This window comes from Microbacterium sp. NPDC091382, assembly GCF_044757025.1.
Taxonomy (GTDB): Bacteria; Actinomycetota; Actinomycetes; order Actinomycetales; family Microbacteriaceae; genus Microbacterium.
This window is the reverse complement of sequence record NZ_JBIVUD010000001.1, coordinates 488816-505601: the sequence shown is the minus strand read 5'-3', so window position 1 is coordinate 505601 and position 16786 is coordinate 488816. Positions and strand designations below refer to the sequence as shown.

Annotated in this window: 18 protein-coding genes; 14 read left to right on the top strand and 4 right to left on the bottom strand. The window is 68.8% G+C overall.

What is annotated here, in order from left to right; translation table 11 throughout:
- The first annotated feature begins 76 nt into the window (after nucleotides 1–76).
- A complete protein-coding gene (locus ACIQLK_RS02500) occupies nucleotides 77–949 on the top strand; it encodes an N-acetylneuraminate synthase family protein (protein WP_400362682.1) in 873 nt (290 codons plus the stop codon).
- Nucleotides 946–2289: a DUF6716 putative glycosyltransferase gene (locus ACIQLK_RS02495; protein ID WP_400362681.1), complete on the top strand. Its 1344-nt coding sequence runs from the start codon at nucleotides 946–948 to the stop codon at nucleotides 2287–2289. Before ACIQLK_RS02500 ends, ACIQLK_RS02495 begins: the two co-directional genes overlap by 4 nt.
- On the opposite strand, the gene ACIQLK_RS02490 is transcribed toward ACIQLK_RS02495, so the two are convergent.
- Nucleotides 2279–3424 carry a hypothetical protein gene (locus ACIQLK_RS02490; RefSeq protein WP_400363850.1) on the bottom strand — a complete coding sequence of 382 codons (1146 nt, stop codon included), beginning with the start codon at nucleotides 3422–3424 and terminating at the stop codon, nucleotides 2279–2281. The genes ACIQLK_RS02495 and ACIQLK_RS02490 overlap by 11 nt on opposite strands.
- Before the next feature lie 75 nt (nucleotides 3425–3499).
- On the bottom strand, nucleotides 3500–3964 hold the full coding sequence (locus tag ACIQLK_RS02485; protein ID WP_400362679.1) for a VOC family protein: 465 nt from the start codon (nucleotides 3962–3964) through the stop codon (nucleotides 3500–3502).
- A 90-nt stretch (nucleotides 3965–4054) separates the two neighbouring features.
- On the opposite strand from ACIQLK_RS02485, the gene ACIQLK_RS02480 reads away from it, so the two are divergent.
- From ACIQLK_RS02480 to rplI, 5 genes are all read left to right on the top strand, one after another.
- Entirely contained in the window at nucleotides 4055–5002 is a 948-nt protein-coding gene (locus ACIQLK_RS02480; protein WP_400362677.1) for a helix-turn-helix transcriptional regulator, read from the top strand.
- Nucleotides 5003–5114: 112 nt separating this feature from the next.
- Nucleotides 5115–5480 carry a 30S ribosomal protein S6 gene (gene rpsF, locus ACIQLK_RS02475; protein ID WP_400362676.1) on the top strand — a complete coding sequence of 122 codons (366 nt, stop codon included), beginning with the start codon at nucleotides 5115–5117 and terminating at the stop codon, nucleotides 5478–5480.
- Nucleotides 5481–5485: 5 nt separating this feature from the next.
- A complete protein-coding gene (locus tag ACIQLK_RS02470; RefSeq protein WP_400362674.1) occupies nucleotides 5486–6007 on the top strand; it encodes a single-stranded DNA-binding protein in 522 nt (173 codons plus the stop codon).
- 53 nt (nucleotides 6008–6060) lie between these two features.
- A complete protein-coding gene (gene rpsR, locus ACIQLK_RS02465) occupies nucleotides 6061–6315 on the top strand; it encodes a 30S ribosomal protein S18 (protein WP_005054609.1) in 255 nt (84 codons plus the stop codon).
- An 11-nt stretch (nucleotides 6316–6326) separates the two neighbouring features.
- Complete coding sequence (rplI, locus tag ACIQLK_RS02460; RefSeq protein WP_400362672.1) at nucleotides 6327–6779, top strand: 50S ribosomal protein L9; 453 nt, start codon at nucleotides 6327–6329, stop codon at nucleotides 6777–6779.
- Nucleotides 6780–7014: 235 nt separating this feature from the next.
- On the opposite strand, the gene ACIQLK_RS02455 is transcribed toward rplI, so the two are convergent.
- Entirely contained in the window at nucleotides 7015–8589 is a 1575-nt protein-coding gene (locus ACIQLK_RS02455; RefSeq protein WP_400362670.1) for a hypothetical protein, read from the bottom strand.
- Nucleotides 8590–8681: 92 nt separating this feature from the next.
- Nucleotides 8682–9704: a hypothetical protein gene (locus tag ACIQLK_RS02450; RefSeq protein WP_400362668.1), complete on the bottom strand. Its 1023-nt coding sequence runs from the start codon at nucleotides 9702–9704 to the stop codon at nucleotides 8682–8684.
- Between the two features lie 439 nt (nucleotides 9705–10143).
- On the opposite strand from ACIQLK_RS02450, the gene dnaB reads away from it, so the two are divergent.
- The 7 genes from dnaB to ACIQLK_RS02415 all read left to right on the top strand — a co-directional run bounded on the left by dnaB (nucleotide 10144) and on the right by ACIQLK_RS02415 (nucleotide 16782).
- Entirely contained in the window at nucleotides 10144–11514 is a 1371-nt protein-coding gene (gene dnaB, locus ACIQLK_RS02445; RefSeq protein WP_400362666.1) for a replicative DNA helicase, read from the top strand.
- 121 nt (nucleotides 11515–11635) lie between these two features.
- Nucleotides 11636–12220: a hypothetical protein gene (locus ACIQLK_RS02440; protein WP_400362664.1), complete on the top strand. Its 585-nt coding sequence runs from the start codon at nucleotides 11636–11638 to the stop codon at nucleotides 12218–12220.
- Entirely contained in the window at nucleotides 12217–12711 is a 495-nt protein-coding gene (locus tag ACIQLK_RS02435; RefSeq protein ID WP_400362662.1) for an RNA polymerase sigma factor, read from the top strand. Before ACIQLK_RS02440 ends, ACIQLK_RS02435 begins: the two co-directional genes overlap by 4 nt.
- A gap of 211 nt (nucleotides 12712–12922) precedes the next feature.
- A complete protein-coding gene (locus ACIQLK_RS02430) occupies nucleotides 12923–14884 on the top strand; it encodes an MDR family MFS transporter (RefSeq protein ID WP_400363849.1) in 1962 nt (653 codons plus the stop codon).
- Nucleotides 14885–14950: 66 nt separating this feature from the next.
- Nucleotides 14951–15550, top strand: a complete 600-nt coding sequence (locus tag ACIQLK_RS02425) for a class I SAM-dependent methyltransferase (RefSeq protein WP_400362660.1) — start codon at nucleotides 14951–14953, stop codon at nucleotides 15548–15550.
- Nucleotides 15511–16182: a hypothetical protein gene (locus tag ACIQLK_RS02420; RefSeq protein WP_400362658.1), complete on the top strand. Its 672-nt coding sequence runs from the start codon at nucleotides 15511–15513 to the stop codon at nucleotides 16180–16182. The genes ACIQLK_RS02425 and ACIQLK_RS02420 overlap by 40 nt, the downstream gene beginning before the upstream one ends.
- A 27-nt stretch (nucleotides 16183–16209) precedes the next feature.
- On the top strand, nucleotides 16210–16782 hold the full coding sequence (locus tag ACIQLK_RS02415) for a dihydrofolate reductase family protein (protein WP_400362656.1): 573 nt from the start codon (nucleotides 16210–16212) through the stop codon (nucleotides 16780–16782).
- Nucleotides 16783–16786: the final 4 nt, after the last annotated feature.

Sequence of the window (16786 nt, the reverse complement as noted above, 5' to 3'; positions counted from 1 at the left end):
TGCGGGCCATGCGGGGTTCATCCGTCATTCACAGTCGGAACCCACGCTGAGGGGAGTAACGACGAAAGGACTCGCCATGACGGTGACCATCGGAAACCATGTACTCGGCGGCGGACACCCGGTGTACGTCATCGCCGAGATCGGCCTCAACCACAACGGCGACGTCGAGCTCGCCAAGCGGCTGATCGACGTCGCCGCCGACGCCGGCGCCGACGCGGTGAAGTTCCAGAAGCGCACGCCCGAGATCGCCACTCCGGTGCACATGCGTGACACCCCGCGAGAGACGCCCTGGGGCACCATGACCTACCTCGAGTACCGCTACCGCGTCGAGTTCGACCGCGACCAGTACATCGAGATCGGCGACCACGCCACGATGCGCGGGCTCGACTGGTTCGCCTCGCCGTGGGACGTCCCGAGCGTCGACTTCCTCGAGGACCTGGGCGTCGTCGCCCACAAGGTCGCCTCGGCGAGCCTCACCGACATCGAACTGCTCGACGCTCTCCGAGCCACGGGCAAGCCGATCATCCTTTCCACGGGCATGTCGACCATCGAGCAGATCGACCGCGCGCTCGAGGTCCTCGGCACCGACCGCACAGTCCTCATGCACGCCACCTCGACGTACCCGATGGAGCCCGAGGAGGCGAACATCAAGATGATCGCCTCGCTGCGCGACCGCTACGCCGGCATCCCCATCGGATACTCGGGGCACGAGCGCGGCCTGCAGATCTCCCTCGCCGCCGTTGCCCTCGGCGCCGTGGCGGTCGAGCGTCACATCACCCTCGACCGCACCATGTGGGGATCCGACCACGCCGCGTCCCTCGAGCCGACCGGTCTGGAGCACCTGGTGCGCGACATCCGCGTCATCGAGACGGCCCTCGGCGACGGCGTCAAGCGCATCTACGACGGGGAACTCGCCCCGATGGCGAAGCTGCGCCGCGTCCCGGCATGACCATGCCGGGTGACCGTCGGGGACGACTGCGCGTCGTCGCGATCGCCGATGCCGACTCCTTCGTGAAGTGGTCGGCGGCTCTCATCGACTCCGCGCCGTCGGTGGACCCCCATCTCGTGCTCGTGCAGACGCCGCTCGTGGTGAGCGTCGCGCAGGAGCACGCGGCTCTGGCGGGCACCGGCATCCGTCCCGAAGCGGTCACCCGCATCGCCTACAACGATCTCTCCGGCTGGCTCTCCACGGATCGACCCGACGTCGTCGTCATCGCAGGACGCGGGCCGTTCGTCCGCCTCGTGATGCGGCAGATCGATCGGGTCGCTCCGCGGCCGGTGGTCGTGTCGGGTCTGCCCGGCATGTCGATACCCGCGCAGCGCGGGGCCGCCCTCTACCGGCGTCACTGCGATCTGATGGTCCTGCACTCCAAGCGCGAGCTGCGTGCCTTCCGGCAGCTCGCCGGTCGGCTCGGGGTCACGATGCGCTTCGGTCTCGCGACCCTTCCGTTCGCCCGACCGGCGGCGGAGGCGACCGGTGGAACGGACCTCGTCTTCGCTGCGCAGGCGATCGTCCCGCGAGAGCCGGAGGAGCGCCGGCAGCTCGCCGAGCTGCTGCGGGCGGCGGCCCTCGCCGATCCGACCCGGCGCGTCGTCCTCAAGCTCCGTTCACGCCCCGAACTCGGCGAGGTCGAGACGCACTTCGAACGCACCGAACTCACCGATCTGCTCCGCGACCGACCCGACAACCTGGTGTTCTCGCACGAGCCGATGTCGCGTGCGCTCGAGACGGCGGAGGGGCTCGTGACCATCAGTTCCACGGCCGCTGTCGAAGCCATGGCGATGGGCGTGCCCGTCATCGCGCTCACCACGTTCGGCGTCTCGAAGACGCACCTCAACACCGTCTTCAACGGCAGCGGGGTGCAGGGGAGCGCCGAGGATGTCATCGCGCGGCGGTTCCGGCATCCTCACCCGGGCTGGATGGCCGACAACTACTTCCACGACCCGAGCGAATCCACGTGGTGGTCCGACGTGGAACGGCTCGTCGACACGCGGCGGCGAGGCGTCCTGGCTCCCCGCTTCGTGCCGACCGCCCGCGGCGGTGCGCTGCACGAGGCGTGGCAGCGCAAGGCCGTGCTCGGGTACCGGGATCGCTCCCTCCTCGGAGCGGTCGCGCTCAGCGTCGGCGCCCCCCTCGTGTGGGGCATCCTCAGCGCCCGCAAAGTGCTCGGTCGGCGCGGTGCGGAATCGTGGTCCGACGACGGAAGCGACATCACCGTCACGCCGGCCCGGTATCAGGACCCGATCGTCCGTCCACGGCGATCGGTCCTTGCGACCGTCATCGACTGAAGAGCGCGTCCATCACGCCGCTCTGCAGCGCGATCCACACGACGACGACGGCTCCGCCGATGAGGATCGTCGCCCAGGGGACGGCTGTCTTCAACCGGCGGCCGCCCGGGGCGACACCGGGCGGCGGACGCAGCGCCTCGACGGGCGGTGTGAACGGCAGAGCCCCGGCGACGGACGATGCTGAAGCGGATGCCGGGCCTGCCGCGGCGGGCATCGTCAATCGATCGTCGCGCCACCGCTCCCACTGGGCGAGCTTGTCCATCAAGGCTCCGACGACGGAGAACAGCCATCCCCACGTCCGGGGGTCGAGGGTGGAGAAGTCGCGCTTGCCGTAGAGGAACAGCCAGTCGTCGACGATCTCGACGTCGAGCTGGGCCGCGTTGTCGATGAAGCGGGCCATGATGTCGGGCGTGAACAGGTACAGCGCATCCTGCTCGTAGCCCTGCGGGCAGTAGAGCGAGAAGTACCTGTCGAAATCGCCTTCGAGGCTCAGGCGCTGATGCCGGTCGAAGCTCTGCGGCAGGTTCGTGCCGAGGAAGGTGTTGTTGCCTTCGGCATCCAGCACGATGTGGGGCAGCGGGGTGCCGAGACGGATCGCGACGTACCCCCACCGGTGGGTGGTGCGGTTCTTGCCGGATCCCGTCGTGTACCGGTAGTTGCCGAATTCGACCATGCGGGGCTGCTCGCCCCGAAGGATGTCCGTCGCCGTCCGAGAACTCCCGATCGAGAAGATCATCCCCGGGAGAGGGGGATCGGATGCCTGGGGGAACCAGGTCATCCCGTTCGCCCGGGCGAAGTGGTCGAGGCGGTACCAGCGCACGCCGCCGTTGCGATACGCCTTCACGATGAGGGCGGTCACCCCGGCTGCGATCAGTGCGAGGACGACGATGATCGCGATGGATCCGGCTCCGTCGGACGACGACACCTCGAAGAACGGGGCGAAGACGAGCCGGAAGATGAGGTTGACGACGACGAGACCGAAGACGCCCACGACACCGACGATGAGGCATCCCGCAGCCCAGCCTGCGGTCCTCGGCGCGCGGCCCGTCTCGATCAGTTTCGTGCGGTACGCCCGTGCCGTCGCGCCGTCGACGGGGTCGGTGAGCGGGCGGGCGTCGAAGGCGGGGGTGCTCACCATGCGGCCACGGTACCGAAATCGCCACCCCGCGGAGGATCGTCCTCGCGGGGTGGCGTCCGGTGCCGGTCTGTGTCAGGCGGTGTGCGCGGCTCGTACGTCGACCACCCACGTGACGCCGAACCGGTCGGTGAGCATGCCGAAGCCGGCGCTCCAGGGTGAGGCAGCCAACGGCTCGATGACGGTGGCGCCGTCGGCGAGAGCCTCCCAGCGGGTGGCGACCTCGTCGAGCGTGTCGCCCTGCAGCGAGACGAAGAACGCACGGTCGGTGATGGTCGCGCCGTTCTCGCGGCGCGTGGTGCCCGCGACGGCGTCTGCGCCGAGGCTCTCGCCGGGGACGTCGTACGCCATGAGGCGGAAGCCGTCCGCGGCGACGAGCAGGCCGAAGATCACCTTGTCGGCTCCCGGTGCATCGGCGGGCATGCCGACCTGTGCGTAGGTCGTCGCCGAGACCGTACCGTCGAACACCCGGCCGTAGAACTCGAGTGCGGCCCGGGCGTCGCCGCGGAAGTTGAGGTGCGTGGTGGTGGAGAGGGTCATGATCGTCCTTCGTTCGGTGGCTGACTGCCGAGAACCACTCTTCGCCGCATAGAGGACCGTTTCTGTCCGCTTCTGTCGCAGGATGGAGGAATGTCGTCACCGTCGCATCGGATGCTGGACCTGCTGTCCGTCCTGCAGTCCCGTCGCGACTGGGGCGGGCAGGAACTGGCGGATCGTCTCGGTGTCACCGTTCGCACGGTGCGCCGCGACGTCGACCGGCTCCGTGAGCTCGGGTATGCGATCAGCGCCGCGAAGGGTCCCTACGGCGGGTATCGCCTCGCGCCCGGAGACGAGCTGCCGCCCCTCCTGTTCGATGACGAGCAGGCGGTGGCGATCGCGGTCGCGCTGCAGTCGGCATCCGGAGTCGACATCGCGGATGCCGCGGCCCGAGCCCTCGCCACGATGCGGCAGGTCATGCCGTCGCACCTGCGTCATCGCATCGACGGGATCCGGTTCGAGACGGGGACGCCGGACGCGCAGGTCGAGGTCGGGGCGCTCGAAGCGGTGAGCGCCGCCGCCCGCGATCGCCGCACCCTCCGCATCGAGTACCGCGGGGACGACCGTTCCCGACGGATCGAGCCGCACGCCGTCGTCGCGCGCGACGGCCGCTGGTACGTCGTCGCATGGGAGGTGGACGTCGCGGATTGGCGCATTCTGCGGCTCGACCGGGTCCGGGTCCGTCAGGGTGGCGGCGTCCCGTTCGAGCCGCGGGCGATCCCCACCGGGGATGCGCGCAGCTATCTCTCCGCCAGATTCAAAGGGTCCGACGAGCAGGACCGTTGGCCCGTGACCGCCGACCTGATCCTGTCGACGCCTGCGCGGCGAGTCGTGCGGTTCCTGGGTGACGCGGAGCTCCAGGACCTCGGCGACGGCCGCAGTCGCGTGCGTGTCGGCTCATGGTCGTGCGCGGGAGCGCTCGCGTGGGCCCTGCGCTTCGACGTCCCGTTCGAGGTCGTCGGGCCCCCGGAGCTGGCCGAGGCCGCCGTGGCGCTTGCGGGGCGACTGGCCGATTCCACGGGGACCCCCGGCATCCGCTAGACTGTTGTGGTTGTCCGTCTGCGCTCATGCGCGGAATCAGCGGACACGTGCATCAACCCTCCTGGTGCCGGGAAACGCCCGGCATCCGTTCTAGTCCGAAGGAGGTGGGTTAGTGACGCACATCCACCAGTACGAACTCATGGTGATCCTCGACCCCGAGATCGACGAGCGCCAGGTCGCTCCCAAGCTCGACGGGTTCCTGAAGGTCATCACCGCAGACGGTGGCTCGATCGACAACGTCGACGTCTGGGGCAAGCGCCGTCTCGCCTACGAGATCCAGAAGAAGAACGAGGGCATCTACGCCGTCGTCAACTTCACCGCCACGAGCGAGGCCACGCAGGAACTCGACCGTCAGCTCAAGCTGAACGAGCAGATCATGCGTACCAAGGTCCTCCGCGCCGAGGAGGCGATCGCTCAGGTCGCCGCCGAGAAGGAGCGCGCTGAGGCCAAGGCCGCCCGCAAGGCTGCGAAGGCCTAAGGCTCATGGCCGGCGAGACCATCATCACGGTCGTGGGGAACCTCACGGCGGACCCCGAGCTGCGCTACACGCAGAACGGCCTGCCCGTCGCGAACTTCACGATCGCATCGACGCCGCGCAGCTTCGACCGTCAAGCCAACGAGTGGAAGGACGGCGAAGCGCTGTTCATGCGCGCGTCGGTCTGGCGCGAGTTCGCTGAGCACGTCGCAGGCTCGCTCACCAAGGGCATGCGGGTCGTCGCGACCGGCCGCCTGAAGCAGCGCTCCTACCAGGACCGCGAAGGCAACAACCGCACGGCGATCGAGCTGGAGGTCGACGAGATCGGCCCCTCGCTCCGCTACGCCACTGCCCAGGTCACCCGGGCCGCCTCCAACGGCGGTGGCGGTGGCGGCGGCAGCTTCGGCGGCGGTCAGCAGCAGTCGCGTCCGCAGGTGCAGCAGGACGAGCCCTGGGCCACGCCCGGGTCTTCGGCCCCTGACGCCTGGAGCGCGCCCGGGACGAGCTACGGCGACGACACCCCGTTCTGATTCGAATTCCGGATGCCGCGGGCCGCGGCATCCATCTCTCTTAAGGAAGACACATGGCTGGAAAGGCAACCGGCGACCGCCGCAAGCCGCGGAAGGGCGCGAAGAACGCCGCTCCCGCGAAGGCGATCCGCGTCGGCGTCATCGACTACAAGGACGTCGCGACGCTTCGCAAGTTCATCTCGGAGCGTGGGAAGATCCGCGCCCGTCGTATCACCGGAGTCTCGGTGCAGGAGCAGCGTCTGATCGCCAAGGCGATCAAGAACGCCCGTGAAATGGCTCTCCTGCCCTACGCCGGCGCTGGCCGGTAAGGAGTACCGACATGGCAAAGCTGATTCTCACGAACGAGGTCGCCGGGCTCGGTAGCGCCGGCGACGTCATCGAGGTCAAGAACGGGTACGCCCGCAACTACCTCATCCCCCAGGGCTTCGCTGTGGCCTGGACCCGCGGTGGCGAGAAGCAGGTGGCGTCGATCCGCGCCGCTCGCGAGTCCCGCGCGATCCACGACCACGAAGAGGCTGTGGCGCTCAAGAACACGCTCGAGTCGAACACGGTCAAGCTGACCGTCACGGCCGGCGCCGAAGGCCGTCTGTTCGGTTCGGTCAAGCCGGCCGACGTGGCCGACGCCGTCAAGGCCGCCGGTCTCGGTGACCTCGACAAGCGCAAGATCCACATCACCTCGCCGATCAAGGCCGTGGGCGAGCACGAGGCGACCGTTCGCCTGCGTGACGACCTCACCGCCGTGATCACCCTGCAGGTGGTCGCCGCCAAGTAATCCTGGCGCGCGGTTCGGATGCCGCGGTCCCTTCCCTTCGAGGTCGGGACCGCGGCATCCGGCGTTTCGGGGTGCGTTCTCGCTGTGGGGCATTCGCCGATGCAATAGTCCGGGGTCGACACGCCGTTTGTCGAGCCTCGACGGCGGGGTGTCGCGCGCGGACTATCGCATTCGCGCACGCCTCTGGGGCGGATGCCGGTGATCGAGCCGCGGCATCCGCCCCATTCGGGCTGCCTCAGGCGGTGCGACGACGGAGGGCGAGCACAGCCCCTGCGAGGATCAGCGCCGCAGCGGCCAACGGGAGCCACGTCACCGGCACACCGCCGGCCTGAGCCAGGGCCCGGGGCATCTCGGACGCGGTGGCCTGCGGGGCCATCGCTGCGCCGGGAGCCGCGGGGATCTGGTCATCGGTGCCCAGACCCGGGGTGTCGCCGGGGACCGTGCCCGGGTCCGACGGTTCGGTCGGGTCGACCGGGTTCGTCGGGTCCACGGGGTCCGTCGGGTCCACGGGGTCGGTCGGGTCAACGGGCTCGACCGGGTCCGTCGGGTCCGTCGGGTCGACCGGGTCCGTGCCGGGACCCGTTCCCGGGTCGGTCACCGTGCTGTCGCCGATGACCGATACGGCGGTGTCACCGACGGTGATCGGGATGCCGATGGGCAGCACGACCTGCGTGCCTCCGCCGATCCCGTTCTCCCCCGACGTGGTGGGCGTGCCGATCGTGCCGGAGCTGGGCGCTGTTCCCGCTCCACTACCGACGCTCGAGCTGTCGCCGATGACGGAGACGGCCGTGTCGCCGACGGTCACCGGGACGGTGATCGGAGCGACGACCTGCGTGCCGGACGCGACGCCGTCGGTGCCGTCGGTGGACGGCCCTTCGGTTGTGGCCGTCGCCGGCGCGCCCGGAGCCGCGGTGCCCGTCGTCTCCGTCGAACTGTCGCCGATGACGGAAACGGCCGTGTCGCCGACGGTCACCGGGACCGTGATCGGAGCGACGACCTGCGTGCCGGACGCGACGCCGTCTGCGCCGCCTGTGGTGGGCGCCGAGGAGGTGTCTCCCGAGACCGGCGTCGCCGATCCCCCTGTGCTCTCGGTGGAGCTGTCGCCGATGACGGAGACGGCGAGGCCGCCGACGGTCACCGGGACGGTGGTGGGAGCGACGACCTGCGTGCCGGACACGATGCCGTCCGTGCCACCGGTGGATGCCGACGGAGCGGAGGATGCCGGTGCGGCCGGGGCCGCGGCATCCGTGCTCTCCGTCGAGCTGTCGCCGATGACCGAGACGGCGGTGTCCGTCACGGTGACCGGGGCCGTCACGGGGGCGACGACTTGGGTGCCCGAGGCGAGGCCGTCCGAGCCGTCCGTCGAGGCTGACGGAGTCGCTGCCGGCTCCTCTGCGGGGGCAGCCGGCTCAGCGGCTGCGGCGGGTGCGGCATCCTCACTCTTGGTCGAGCTGTCGCCGACGACGGAGACCGCCACATCCTGCACCGTGACGGGGACGGACACGTCGATGATCGCCTGTGACCCGGATGCAGCCCCGCTCGACCCGTCGGTGGACCCGGATGCGGTCTCACGCGGTGCGGGCGACGAGTTCGCGTCGCTCGAGGTGCTCGACGAGTCGCCGATGAGCGACACCGCCGTGTCACCGACGGTGACGGGGACGTCGACGTTCAGGAGCGCCTGGGTGCCCGAGAGCAACCCGTCCTCTCCGGACGTCGTGGACTCTGCGGCCTGCGCGGCCGCCGCGCCGAAGAGCGTGATGCCTCCGGCGACGAGCGTACCCAGGAGGGCACGCGACAACATGGTGTTCATTTCTCTCTCCTTGAACATGACTGGGGATGGCGCGAGCGCGCCGTCACGTGGGACGTGCGGTGGCGTGCCGCGGATGCGCGGCGCGATCCCCGTCAGTCAGGAGAGACGTCGGTGTCGAAGAAGGGCGCAGGCAGCCCGTGCTGATCGCGCGGACGGCCCCGTCGTGCCCAGGCACGGTGCACGAGGGGGAGTCCGAGCGGGAGCACGGCGAACAGACCTGCGGCTCCTCCAGAAGATGCAGAGACCAACGCGCCGGTGCCCGTCGAGGGCGCGGCAGGCGCGGGAACGTCGTCGGGGGCGACGGATGCCGCGCCTTTCACGGCGATGACCGACACGTCGACGACAGTGCCGACCGACACAGCGGCGAGGAACGCCTCACGAGTGGCGATGGTCGATGCCCCCGTGGGCTGCAAGGCCGCAGCAGGGGAGACGGCGGCGGGGGCGTCGTCCGATCCCGCGATCTCGATGATCGGCGCGGGGGACCCGGTGCCCACGGCGGCCGGGACCTCGATAACCGGAGGGGCGGCCGGAGCGGCCTGAGACCCGCCTGCATCCGTTCCCGGCGTCCCGGTGTCGACGATGGGCGGGAGGACGGTGTCGATGACCGGGTCGACGACGTCGACGACGGGGTCGACCACAGGACGCACGGCGTCGACGACCGGTGCGACGACAGCGCCGGTGACGGGCTTGACGGTGGCGACGACCCGGTCGGTGACGGGCTTGATCACCTTGTCGGTGACGGGCTTGACGACCTTGTCGGTGACGGGCTTGACGACCGTGTCGGTGACGGGCTTGACGACCTTGTCGGTGACGGGCTTGACGACCGTGTCGGCGACGGGCTTGACGACCGTGTCGGCGACGGGCTTGACGACCTTGTCGGTGACGGGCGCCAGGAGTTTCTCGCTCACGGGCGCCACGACCGCGTCTGCGACCGGCGCCGCGGCATCCTCCACGATCCTGGTCACCCCGCCGAGCAGCCCGCCGTCCGACCCGTCGTCGGCGCGAGCGTCAGACGTGTCGAGAACGATGGCCGCAGCGGTCCACAGCAATGCGAATCCGAATCCGACCGCCACGAGGCGACCCAGCCGGATGGACGCGCGGTGCGTCGTGTGCATAGGTCACCTCCACGATGGAATCATCGGAACACGCGCCGTTACGGCCGCATTCGCGGGGTGCCTGGACCGAAAACGGTACGGCATTCCTATGAATCTGACAAGAGGTCATCTGCTCGTTGTCGGTCGGCCGGAACGGTGAGACTTTCTCATTTGACAAATCGCAGATTTTCCACGTGTGTGGGGATAACCCTGAACCTTCAACCCTCACTTGAAGTCGGTTGGTCATCCACAGGCTGTGGGAAAGCAAATACCAGATCATAGCGTTATTCAAGAGCGCACATCCCCGAGATTCCACGCGTTGTCCACAGCCTCTCTGCACAGGGTGTGCGGCGTTTCACGCAGATTCTCCACATAGTTATCCACAGGCCGGTTTGCGTGTGTCCGACCCCCTCCATAACGTGTGCGAGGGCCTTCCAGCGGGCCCGGAAGAGGGGCGTGTATGTCGATCGCGGATCTGTCGGACGACCGAATCGGCGGATCCCGCGGACCCGAACGCACCCCGCCGCACGACATGCTCGCCGAGCAGAGCACCCTGGGCGGCATGCTGCTCTCGGGCGACGCGGTCGCCGATGTCATCGAGGCCCTCCGGGGGACCGACTTCTACGTCCCCAAGCATGAGCTGATCTTCGAGGCTGTCCTCTCGCTGTACTCCCACGGTGAGCCGACCGATGTCGTCGCTGTGACGGATGAGCTGATCAAGACCGGCGATCTTCAGCGCGCCGGCGGTGCCGACTACCTGCACTCCCTCACCTCTATCGTCCCTACCGCGGCGAACGCGGCCTACTACGCCTCGATCGTGCGGGAGCGGGCTCTGCTCCGCCGCCTCGTCGAAGCCGGCACCCGCATCGTGCAGATGGGGTACAACGGCCAGGGCGAGGCCCTCGACCTCGTCAACAATGCGCAGGCCGAGATCTACTCGGTCACGGGGCAGGAGCAGTCCGAGGATTACGTCCCCCTTCAGGTCGCCGTCGACGCCGCCGTGGAGGAGATCGAAGCCGCCCGCGGGCGCGACGGACAGATGACCGGCATCCCCACCGGCTTCGCCGCCCTGGACCAGCTCACCAACGGTTTGCACGGCGGACAGATGGTCGTCGTCGCCGCTCGTCCCGCCATGGGTAAGTCGACTCTCGCACTCGACTTCGCCCGCGCGGCCGCGATCAAGAACAACCGCCCGACCGTCTTCTTCTCGCTCGAAATGGGGCGCAGTGAGATCGCGATGCGCCTCATGAGCGCGGAGGGTGCTGTTCCGCTGCAGAGCATGCGCAAGGGCATGCTCGACAGCCGCGACTGGACGACGATCGCGTCGACCCGCGGCCGGATCAACGACGCCCCGCTGTACATCGACGACAGCCCGAATATGACGCTCGTCGAGATCCGTGCGAAGTGCCGCAAGCTCAAGCAGCGCGTCGGGCTCGAGATGGTCGTCATCGACTACCTGCAGCTCATGACGAGCGGTAAGCGCGTCGAGTCGCGTCAGCAGGAGGTCTCGGAGTTCTCGCGTGCGCTGAAGCTGCTGGCGAAGGAGCTGCAGGTTCCCGTCATCGCCCTGTCGCAGCTGAACCGTGGCGCCGAGCAGCGCGCCGACAAGAAGCCCGCGATCAGCGACCTGCGTGAGTCGGGCTCGATCGAGCAGGATGCCGACATCGTCATCCTCCTGCACCGCGAGGCCGCCTACGAGAAGGACAGCCCTCGTGCCGGCGAGGCCGACCTGATCGTCGCCAAGCACCGTAACGGCCCGACCGACACGGTCGTCGTCGCGTTCCAGGGCCACTTCTCGCGCTTCACCGACATGGCCGTGGGGATGGACTGAGCGACTGTCGCGTTTCTTCACGGTGAGGGTGACGACCGAGCACGAACCTCGACGAGGGAGTGGACGAACGGGAGGATGCCGGACAGGTAGGGAGTAGAACCAGATCACTCCCGGAGGCATCATGACCCCTGATCCACTCGATTCGATCCTCAAGCGCTCCGCGCCCGCGACGCGAGCGGCTGACGCGAGCGACCTCCGGGCGATGATCTCGGCGGCTCGTACCGAGTCGCGTCCGCGTCGACATCGACGTGTCGGCATCGTCGCCGGCGCTCTCGCGCTCGCTCTCGCCGGTGGAGCGAGTTTCGCGGCTGCGTCCTCATCGTGGGACTGGAACGCCGGGATGAACCCGAACCGCAGCCACACGTACACCTCTCCGACCTGGGGCGAGTGCGAGCTGAGGGTGGGCAACATCGTCGCCGCGAACCCGCTCCGCCAGTTCGAGCTCGATCGGGCCATCGACGACTGGTTCGCGACCGCAGACGTCGCCGCGGAGGTGGAGCCGTACATCGCCGGGCACCTCGACGCCTTCGAAGAGGAGCAGTCGAACTCGCCGGACCCGCGTGCGGCCGACCTCTACTACGGGGTCGCCGTCGATCAGGCGCTCGGGGATGCGATGTCCGCCGGACTCCAAGATCGGGGATTCGACAACGCGAGCATCAGTACCGGCGAGGGACAGGTGCACTGCGACGGCGAGCAGTGGAAGTGACTCGCGCACTCGACGCGGCGCTGGCCGCGGCATCCCCCTCTCTCCTGGCCTACCTTCAGCGGCGCGTCGGGTTCAACGACGCGCCTGACCTGCTCGCCGAGACGATGGTCGTCGCGTGGCGTCGGGAGCGCGACCTGCCGAACGATCCGGAACGGGCGCGCATGTGGCTGTTCGGGATCGCCCGTGGAACCCTGCTGAACCACGCTCGCGGCGAGCGGCGTCGGTGGGCGCTCGCCGATCGCCTCCGGCGGTTGACGGGGGCCGAGTCGACATCCCTCGCGGCCGATGACGGCGCCGAGGTGCGGGATGCGATCGCTCGGCTCGACGCGGGCCGCGCCGAGCTCGTCAGGCTGCTGCACTGGGACGGCTTCACCCTCGTCGAAGCGGCCGAGCTTCTTGGCATCCCGTCGTCCACCGCCCGCAGTCGGTATGCGCGGGCCAAGGAGGAACTGCGCGCCTCGCTCGGCGCGATGAGTGAAGCGCCGCGCTGACGCCGGGACTCGAAGGGCGGAAGGCGAGAGACAGGGAATACGCGACGGGCCGGCAGGCTTATGGTTGACCAAACACAACTTCTTCTGCCGGCACTGCCGGCTCTCCCGTCGCGTGAGACCCGCCGCGCGGCATCCCTATCGGCCTTCACCCCTTCGAGGAACCGTGACCACTGCTGCCGTGTCGAGCCCGACCACCCGAAGCACCCCGGTGATGACCCACCGCCAGATCCTGTTCGTCATCTTCGGGCTCATGGCGGGCATGTTCCTGTCTGCGCTCGATCAGACCGTCGTCGGCACCGCGATCCGCACGATCGGCGACGACCTCAACGGCCTCAGCCAGCAGGCGTGGGTGACGACCGCGTACCTGATCGTCTCGACGATCTCGACGCCCATCTACGGCAAGCTCTCCGACATCTTCGGGCGGCGGCCCCTGTTCATCATCGCCATCGCGATCTTCATCGTCGGCTCGGTCGCTGCCAGCTTCGCGACCTCGATGATCGAGCTCTCGGCATTCCGAGCCATTCAGGGTCTCGGCGCCGGTGGTCTCATGTCGATGCCGCTGGCGATCATGGGCGACATCCTCGCCCCCCGAGAGCGTGCGAAGTACCAGGGATACTTCCTCGCCGTCTTCGGCATCTCGTCGGTGATCGGCCCGCTCGTCGGCGGCCTGTTCGCCGGCTCGGGTGAGATCCTCTTCATCGCCGGGTGGCGCTGGGTCTTCTTGATCAACGTGCCGATCGGCCTCATCGCCCTCGCGGTCGTCCTGCGGTTCCTGCACATCCCGCGTCACCCCCACGGTTCGGTGCGCATCGACTGGTTCGGTGCGGCGGCGGTCATCGTCGCGCTCGTTCCGCTGCTGCTCATCGCCGAGCAGGGTCGCGAGTGGGGCTGGACCTCACCCATCGCCATCGCCTGCTACGTCATCGGCGCGATCGGCATCGTCGCCTTCATCCTGATCGAGCGCGGCATGAAGGACGACGCGCTCATCCCGCTGAAGCTGTTCCGGTCGTCGACGTTCTCGATGGCGACGATCATCGGCGTGTTCGTCGGTTTCGCGATGTTCGGCGCAATGCTCACGCTGCCGCTCTACCTGCAGCTCGTGCTCGGCTCGACCCCCACCGAGAGCGGCATCCAGCTGCTGCCGATGATCCTGGGACTCATGATCTCGTCGATCGTCAGCGGCCAGATCATCGCGCGCACCGGCCACTACCGGATCTTCCCGACCATCGGCACCGCCCTCATGGTGCTGGGCTTCCTCACGCTGACCTTCGTCCGGTACGACTCCTCGTACTGGCACCTCGCCGGGTCGATGCTGCTCATCGGGCTCGGCCTCGGTCAGCTCATGCAGACCCTCACGATCGCGTCGCAGAACTCCGTCGGCCCGCGGGACATCGGCGTCGCCACCTCGGGCTCGACGTTCTTCCGTCAGATCGGCGGAACGCTCGGCACGGCGGTGCTCCTGTCGCTGCTGTTCACGCTCGTACCGCTCAATCTGCAGACCAACTTCAAGGACCAGGGAACGCTCGGCGACGCGCTGGACGCGGCCCTCGATCCGACGGTTGCGACCGCGCCCGCGAACGCCGGCATCATGTCGAAGGTCTACGACCCGTTCGTCGCCCAGCTCTCCGACAGCGCCCTCGACGGTGCGCAGAAGGGCGTCGACGAGGCGAAGGCCGCGGCTGCCGACGCTGTCGCCCAGCAGGTGGCATCCGGTGCGATCCCCGCCGCCGCGCAGCAGCAGGCCACCGCCGAAGCCGAGCAGCAGGCCATCGCGCAGGCGGGGGTGAGGATCGCCGAGCAGCTGCCCGTCGCGAAGGTGGCGGCCGACGGTACGGTCACCCTGGACTTCACGGATGCCGCTGCCCGCCGCGCCTTCGTCGACCAGGCGGTCCCGAAGATCGTCGACGGGATGTCGGGGTCGTCGAACTCGTCGTTCGACGACAGCACGATGAACGACACGTCGTTCCTCAACGGCGCCGACCCGCGCCTGACGAAGCCGCTCCTGGTGTCGTTCAACCAGTCGACGGTGAGCGTGTACTGGGCGGCCATGGGCGTCGCCCTGATCGCCTTCGTGCTGACCCTGTTCTTCCGCACTCCGCCGCTGCGCCAGAAGTCGGCGCTGCAGGAGTCCGCCGACGCCGAGCGTCAGCCCGAGCCGATCGCCCTCGGCTGACACTCGACCTCGAACAGATTCGCTCGATGGCGGGTACCGCGCACTCCGTCGCGCCATGATGGATCGATGGGATCGGGTGAGGGGCCGCGCTGGAACCACAACATCCACCTGCACAGGGTGGTCATCGGCGCCATCCCGCCTCAGGCGCGGTCGGCCCTCGACGTCGGTGCCGGGGATGGGATGCTTTCCGCAGAACTGCGGCGCGCGCTGCCCGACGTCGTGGGAATCGACGTCGACGGCGGGGTTCTGGCTCGCGCCGCCGCCGATCACCCTGGCATCCGTTGGATCGAAGGTGACGTCATGACGCATGAATTCGGTCGAACCTTCGACGTCGTCGCCGCCGTCGCCACCGTCCACCACCTGCCGGACCTCCGAGCAGCGATGGGCCGACTTGCCGAGCTCACCGCACCCGGTGGCGCGCTGGTGATCGTCGGCCTTGCTCGCCCGACGACCCCGTGGGATCACCTGCTGTCGGTCGTGGGCGTCATCCAGCACCGATGGATGGTCTCGAAGCGAGGACTCTGGGAGCACACCGCCCGCACTACCGTGCCTGCGGAGTCGTATCGGCAGGTGCGTCGCGTCGCGCGGGACGTCCTGCCGGGCGTCCGGTGGCGTCAGCATGCCCTGTGGCGCTACTCGCTGATCTGGCGCCGGGACGCACAGTGAGCGAACCGCGCCTGCCCATGTCTCGCGCCCCGTCGCGGGCGGTACAGGTCGTGATCGTGGTCATGGCGGTGGGCGTCGGCGTTCCGGTCGGCATCGGCGCATGGATCGGCGGCATCCTGCTCGCCGAGAATCTCGGGGTGCGGATGCCGCCCGAGCAGGTCTTCGCATGGATCATCGCCGCGCTCGTCGGAGTCGTCCTCTGGCCCCTCTCTCTTCGCGGCGCACGACGGGGCTTCTCGAATGCGACCGGCGACGCTCCCGGGAACGCGGCAGCGTCGCGAGGCGAGCGAGCCCTGCGCGCGCTCATCATCACGGTGGGTGCCGTCGCACTCGTGGCCCTGTGCGGGCCGCGCGAGACGGCGAGCACGGTGGCCACGGCATGGGAGGCTCTCGCGATCGGCCGACGCGAGAGCGGTCTCTTGATCCAGCTCCTCAGCCTCGTCCTGGTCGCCGTCCTCGCCGCACCTGTCGTGTTCTTCACGCATCGCGCGGCGAGGACGCTGTCGCCGGACGATCCGCGCCGGCGCATCCTGCAGGAACGCGAAGCGTGGACCCTCGCGGCCGCCACCGCATGGACGGTCTCGCTCATGCTCGGCCTCGTCCTGGCCATCGCTATCCTGTTGTGGCTCTGACGGGCTGACACCAATGAAGGAGACCCCATGAGAGATCTCGTCTACTACGTCGCCGTGAGCATCGACGGCTGCATCGCCGACGCGAACGGCGGATACGACGCCTTCCTCACCGAGGGCGACCACAACGCCGTCATCTTCGGCGAGTACGCCGATGCGCTGCCCGGGCACGTGCAGCGAGCGGTCGGCATCCAGTCCACGAACACGACGTTCGACACGGTGGTCATGGGATGGAACACCCTGATTCCCGCACTGGATGCCGGGATCACGAGCCCGTACCCGCACCTCCGGCAGGTTGTCGCCAGCCGCCGGAAGCGCGAGGTCGACTCATCGGTCACCCTGACGAACGATCCGGTGGCCACCGTCCGGTCCCTCAAGAGCGAGGACGGCGCGGACATCTGGCTGTGCGGTGGAGGGGAGCTCGCCGGGGCGTTGCTGTCCGAGATCGACCGGCTCGTGCTGAAGCGGCATCCCGTGGCCCTGGGTTCCGGCATCCGCTTGTTCGGCGAGGCCGCCCCGGCGGAGTACCCCTTCACGCGCACGCGGGTCCAGGAGTTCGCCTCGGGCGTCGCGATCGAGGAGTACGTGCGCCGCACGGCCTAGCGGC

Coding starts and splice junctions, on each gene's coding strand:
- rplI (WP_400362672.1), top strand. CDS start 6,327: ATGGCAAAGCTGATTCTCACGAACGAGGTCGCCGGGCTCGGTAGCGCC.
- ACIQLK_RS02480 (WP_400362677.1), top strand. CDS start 4,055: ATGTCGTCACCGTCGCATCGGATGCTGGACCTGCTGTCCGTCCTGCAG.
- ACIQLK_RS02495 (WP_400362681.1), top strand. CDS start 946: ATGACCATGCCGGGTGACCGTCGGGGACGACTGCGCGTCGTCGCGATC.
- ACIQLK_RS02415 (WP_400362656.1), top strand. CDS start 16,210: ATGAGAGATCTCGTCTACTACGTCGCCGTGAGCATCGACGGCTGCATC.
- rpsR (WP_005054609.1), top strand. CDS start 6,061: ATGGCTGGAAAGGCAACCGGCGACCGCCGCAAGCCGCGGAAGGGCGCG.
- ACIQLK_RS02430 (WP_400363849.1), top strand. CDS start 12,923: ATGACCCACCGCCAGATCCTGTTCGTCATCTTCGGGCTCATGGCGGGC.
- ACIQLK_RS02425 (WP_400362660.1), top strand. CDS start 14,951: ATGGGATCGGGTGAGGGGCCGCGCTGGAACCACAACATCCACCTGCAC.
- dnaB (WP_400362666.1), top strand. CDS start 10,144: ATGTCGATCGCGGATCTGTCGGACGACCGAATCGGCGGATCCCGCGGA.
- ACIQLK_RS02440 (WP_400362664.1), top strand. CDS start 11,636: ATGACCCCTGATCCACTCGATTCGATCCTCAAGCGCTCCGCGCCCGCG.
- ACIQLK_RS02450 (WP_400362668.1), bottom strand. CDS start 9,704: ATGCACACGACGCACCGCGCGTCCATCCGGCTGGGTCGCCTCGTGGCG.
- ACIQLK_RS02455 (WP_400362670.1), bottom strand. CDS start 8,589: ATGAACACCATGTTGTCGCGTGCCCTCCTGGGTACGCTCGTCGCCGGA.
- ACIQLK_RS02500 (WP_400362682.1), top strand. CDS start 77: ATGACGGTGACCATCGGAAACCATGTACTCGGCGGCGGACACCCGGTG.
- ACIQLK_RS02485 (WP_400362679.1), bottom strand. CDS start 3,964: ATGACCCTCTCCACCACCACGCACCTCAACTTCCGCGGCGACGCCCGG.
- ACIQLK_RS02470 (WP_400362674.1), top strand. CDS start 5,486: ATGGCCGGCGAGACCATCATCACGGTCGTGGGGAACCTCACGGCGGAC.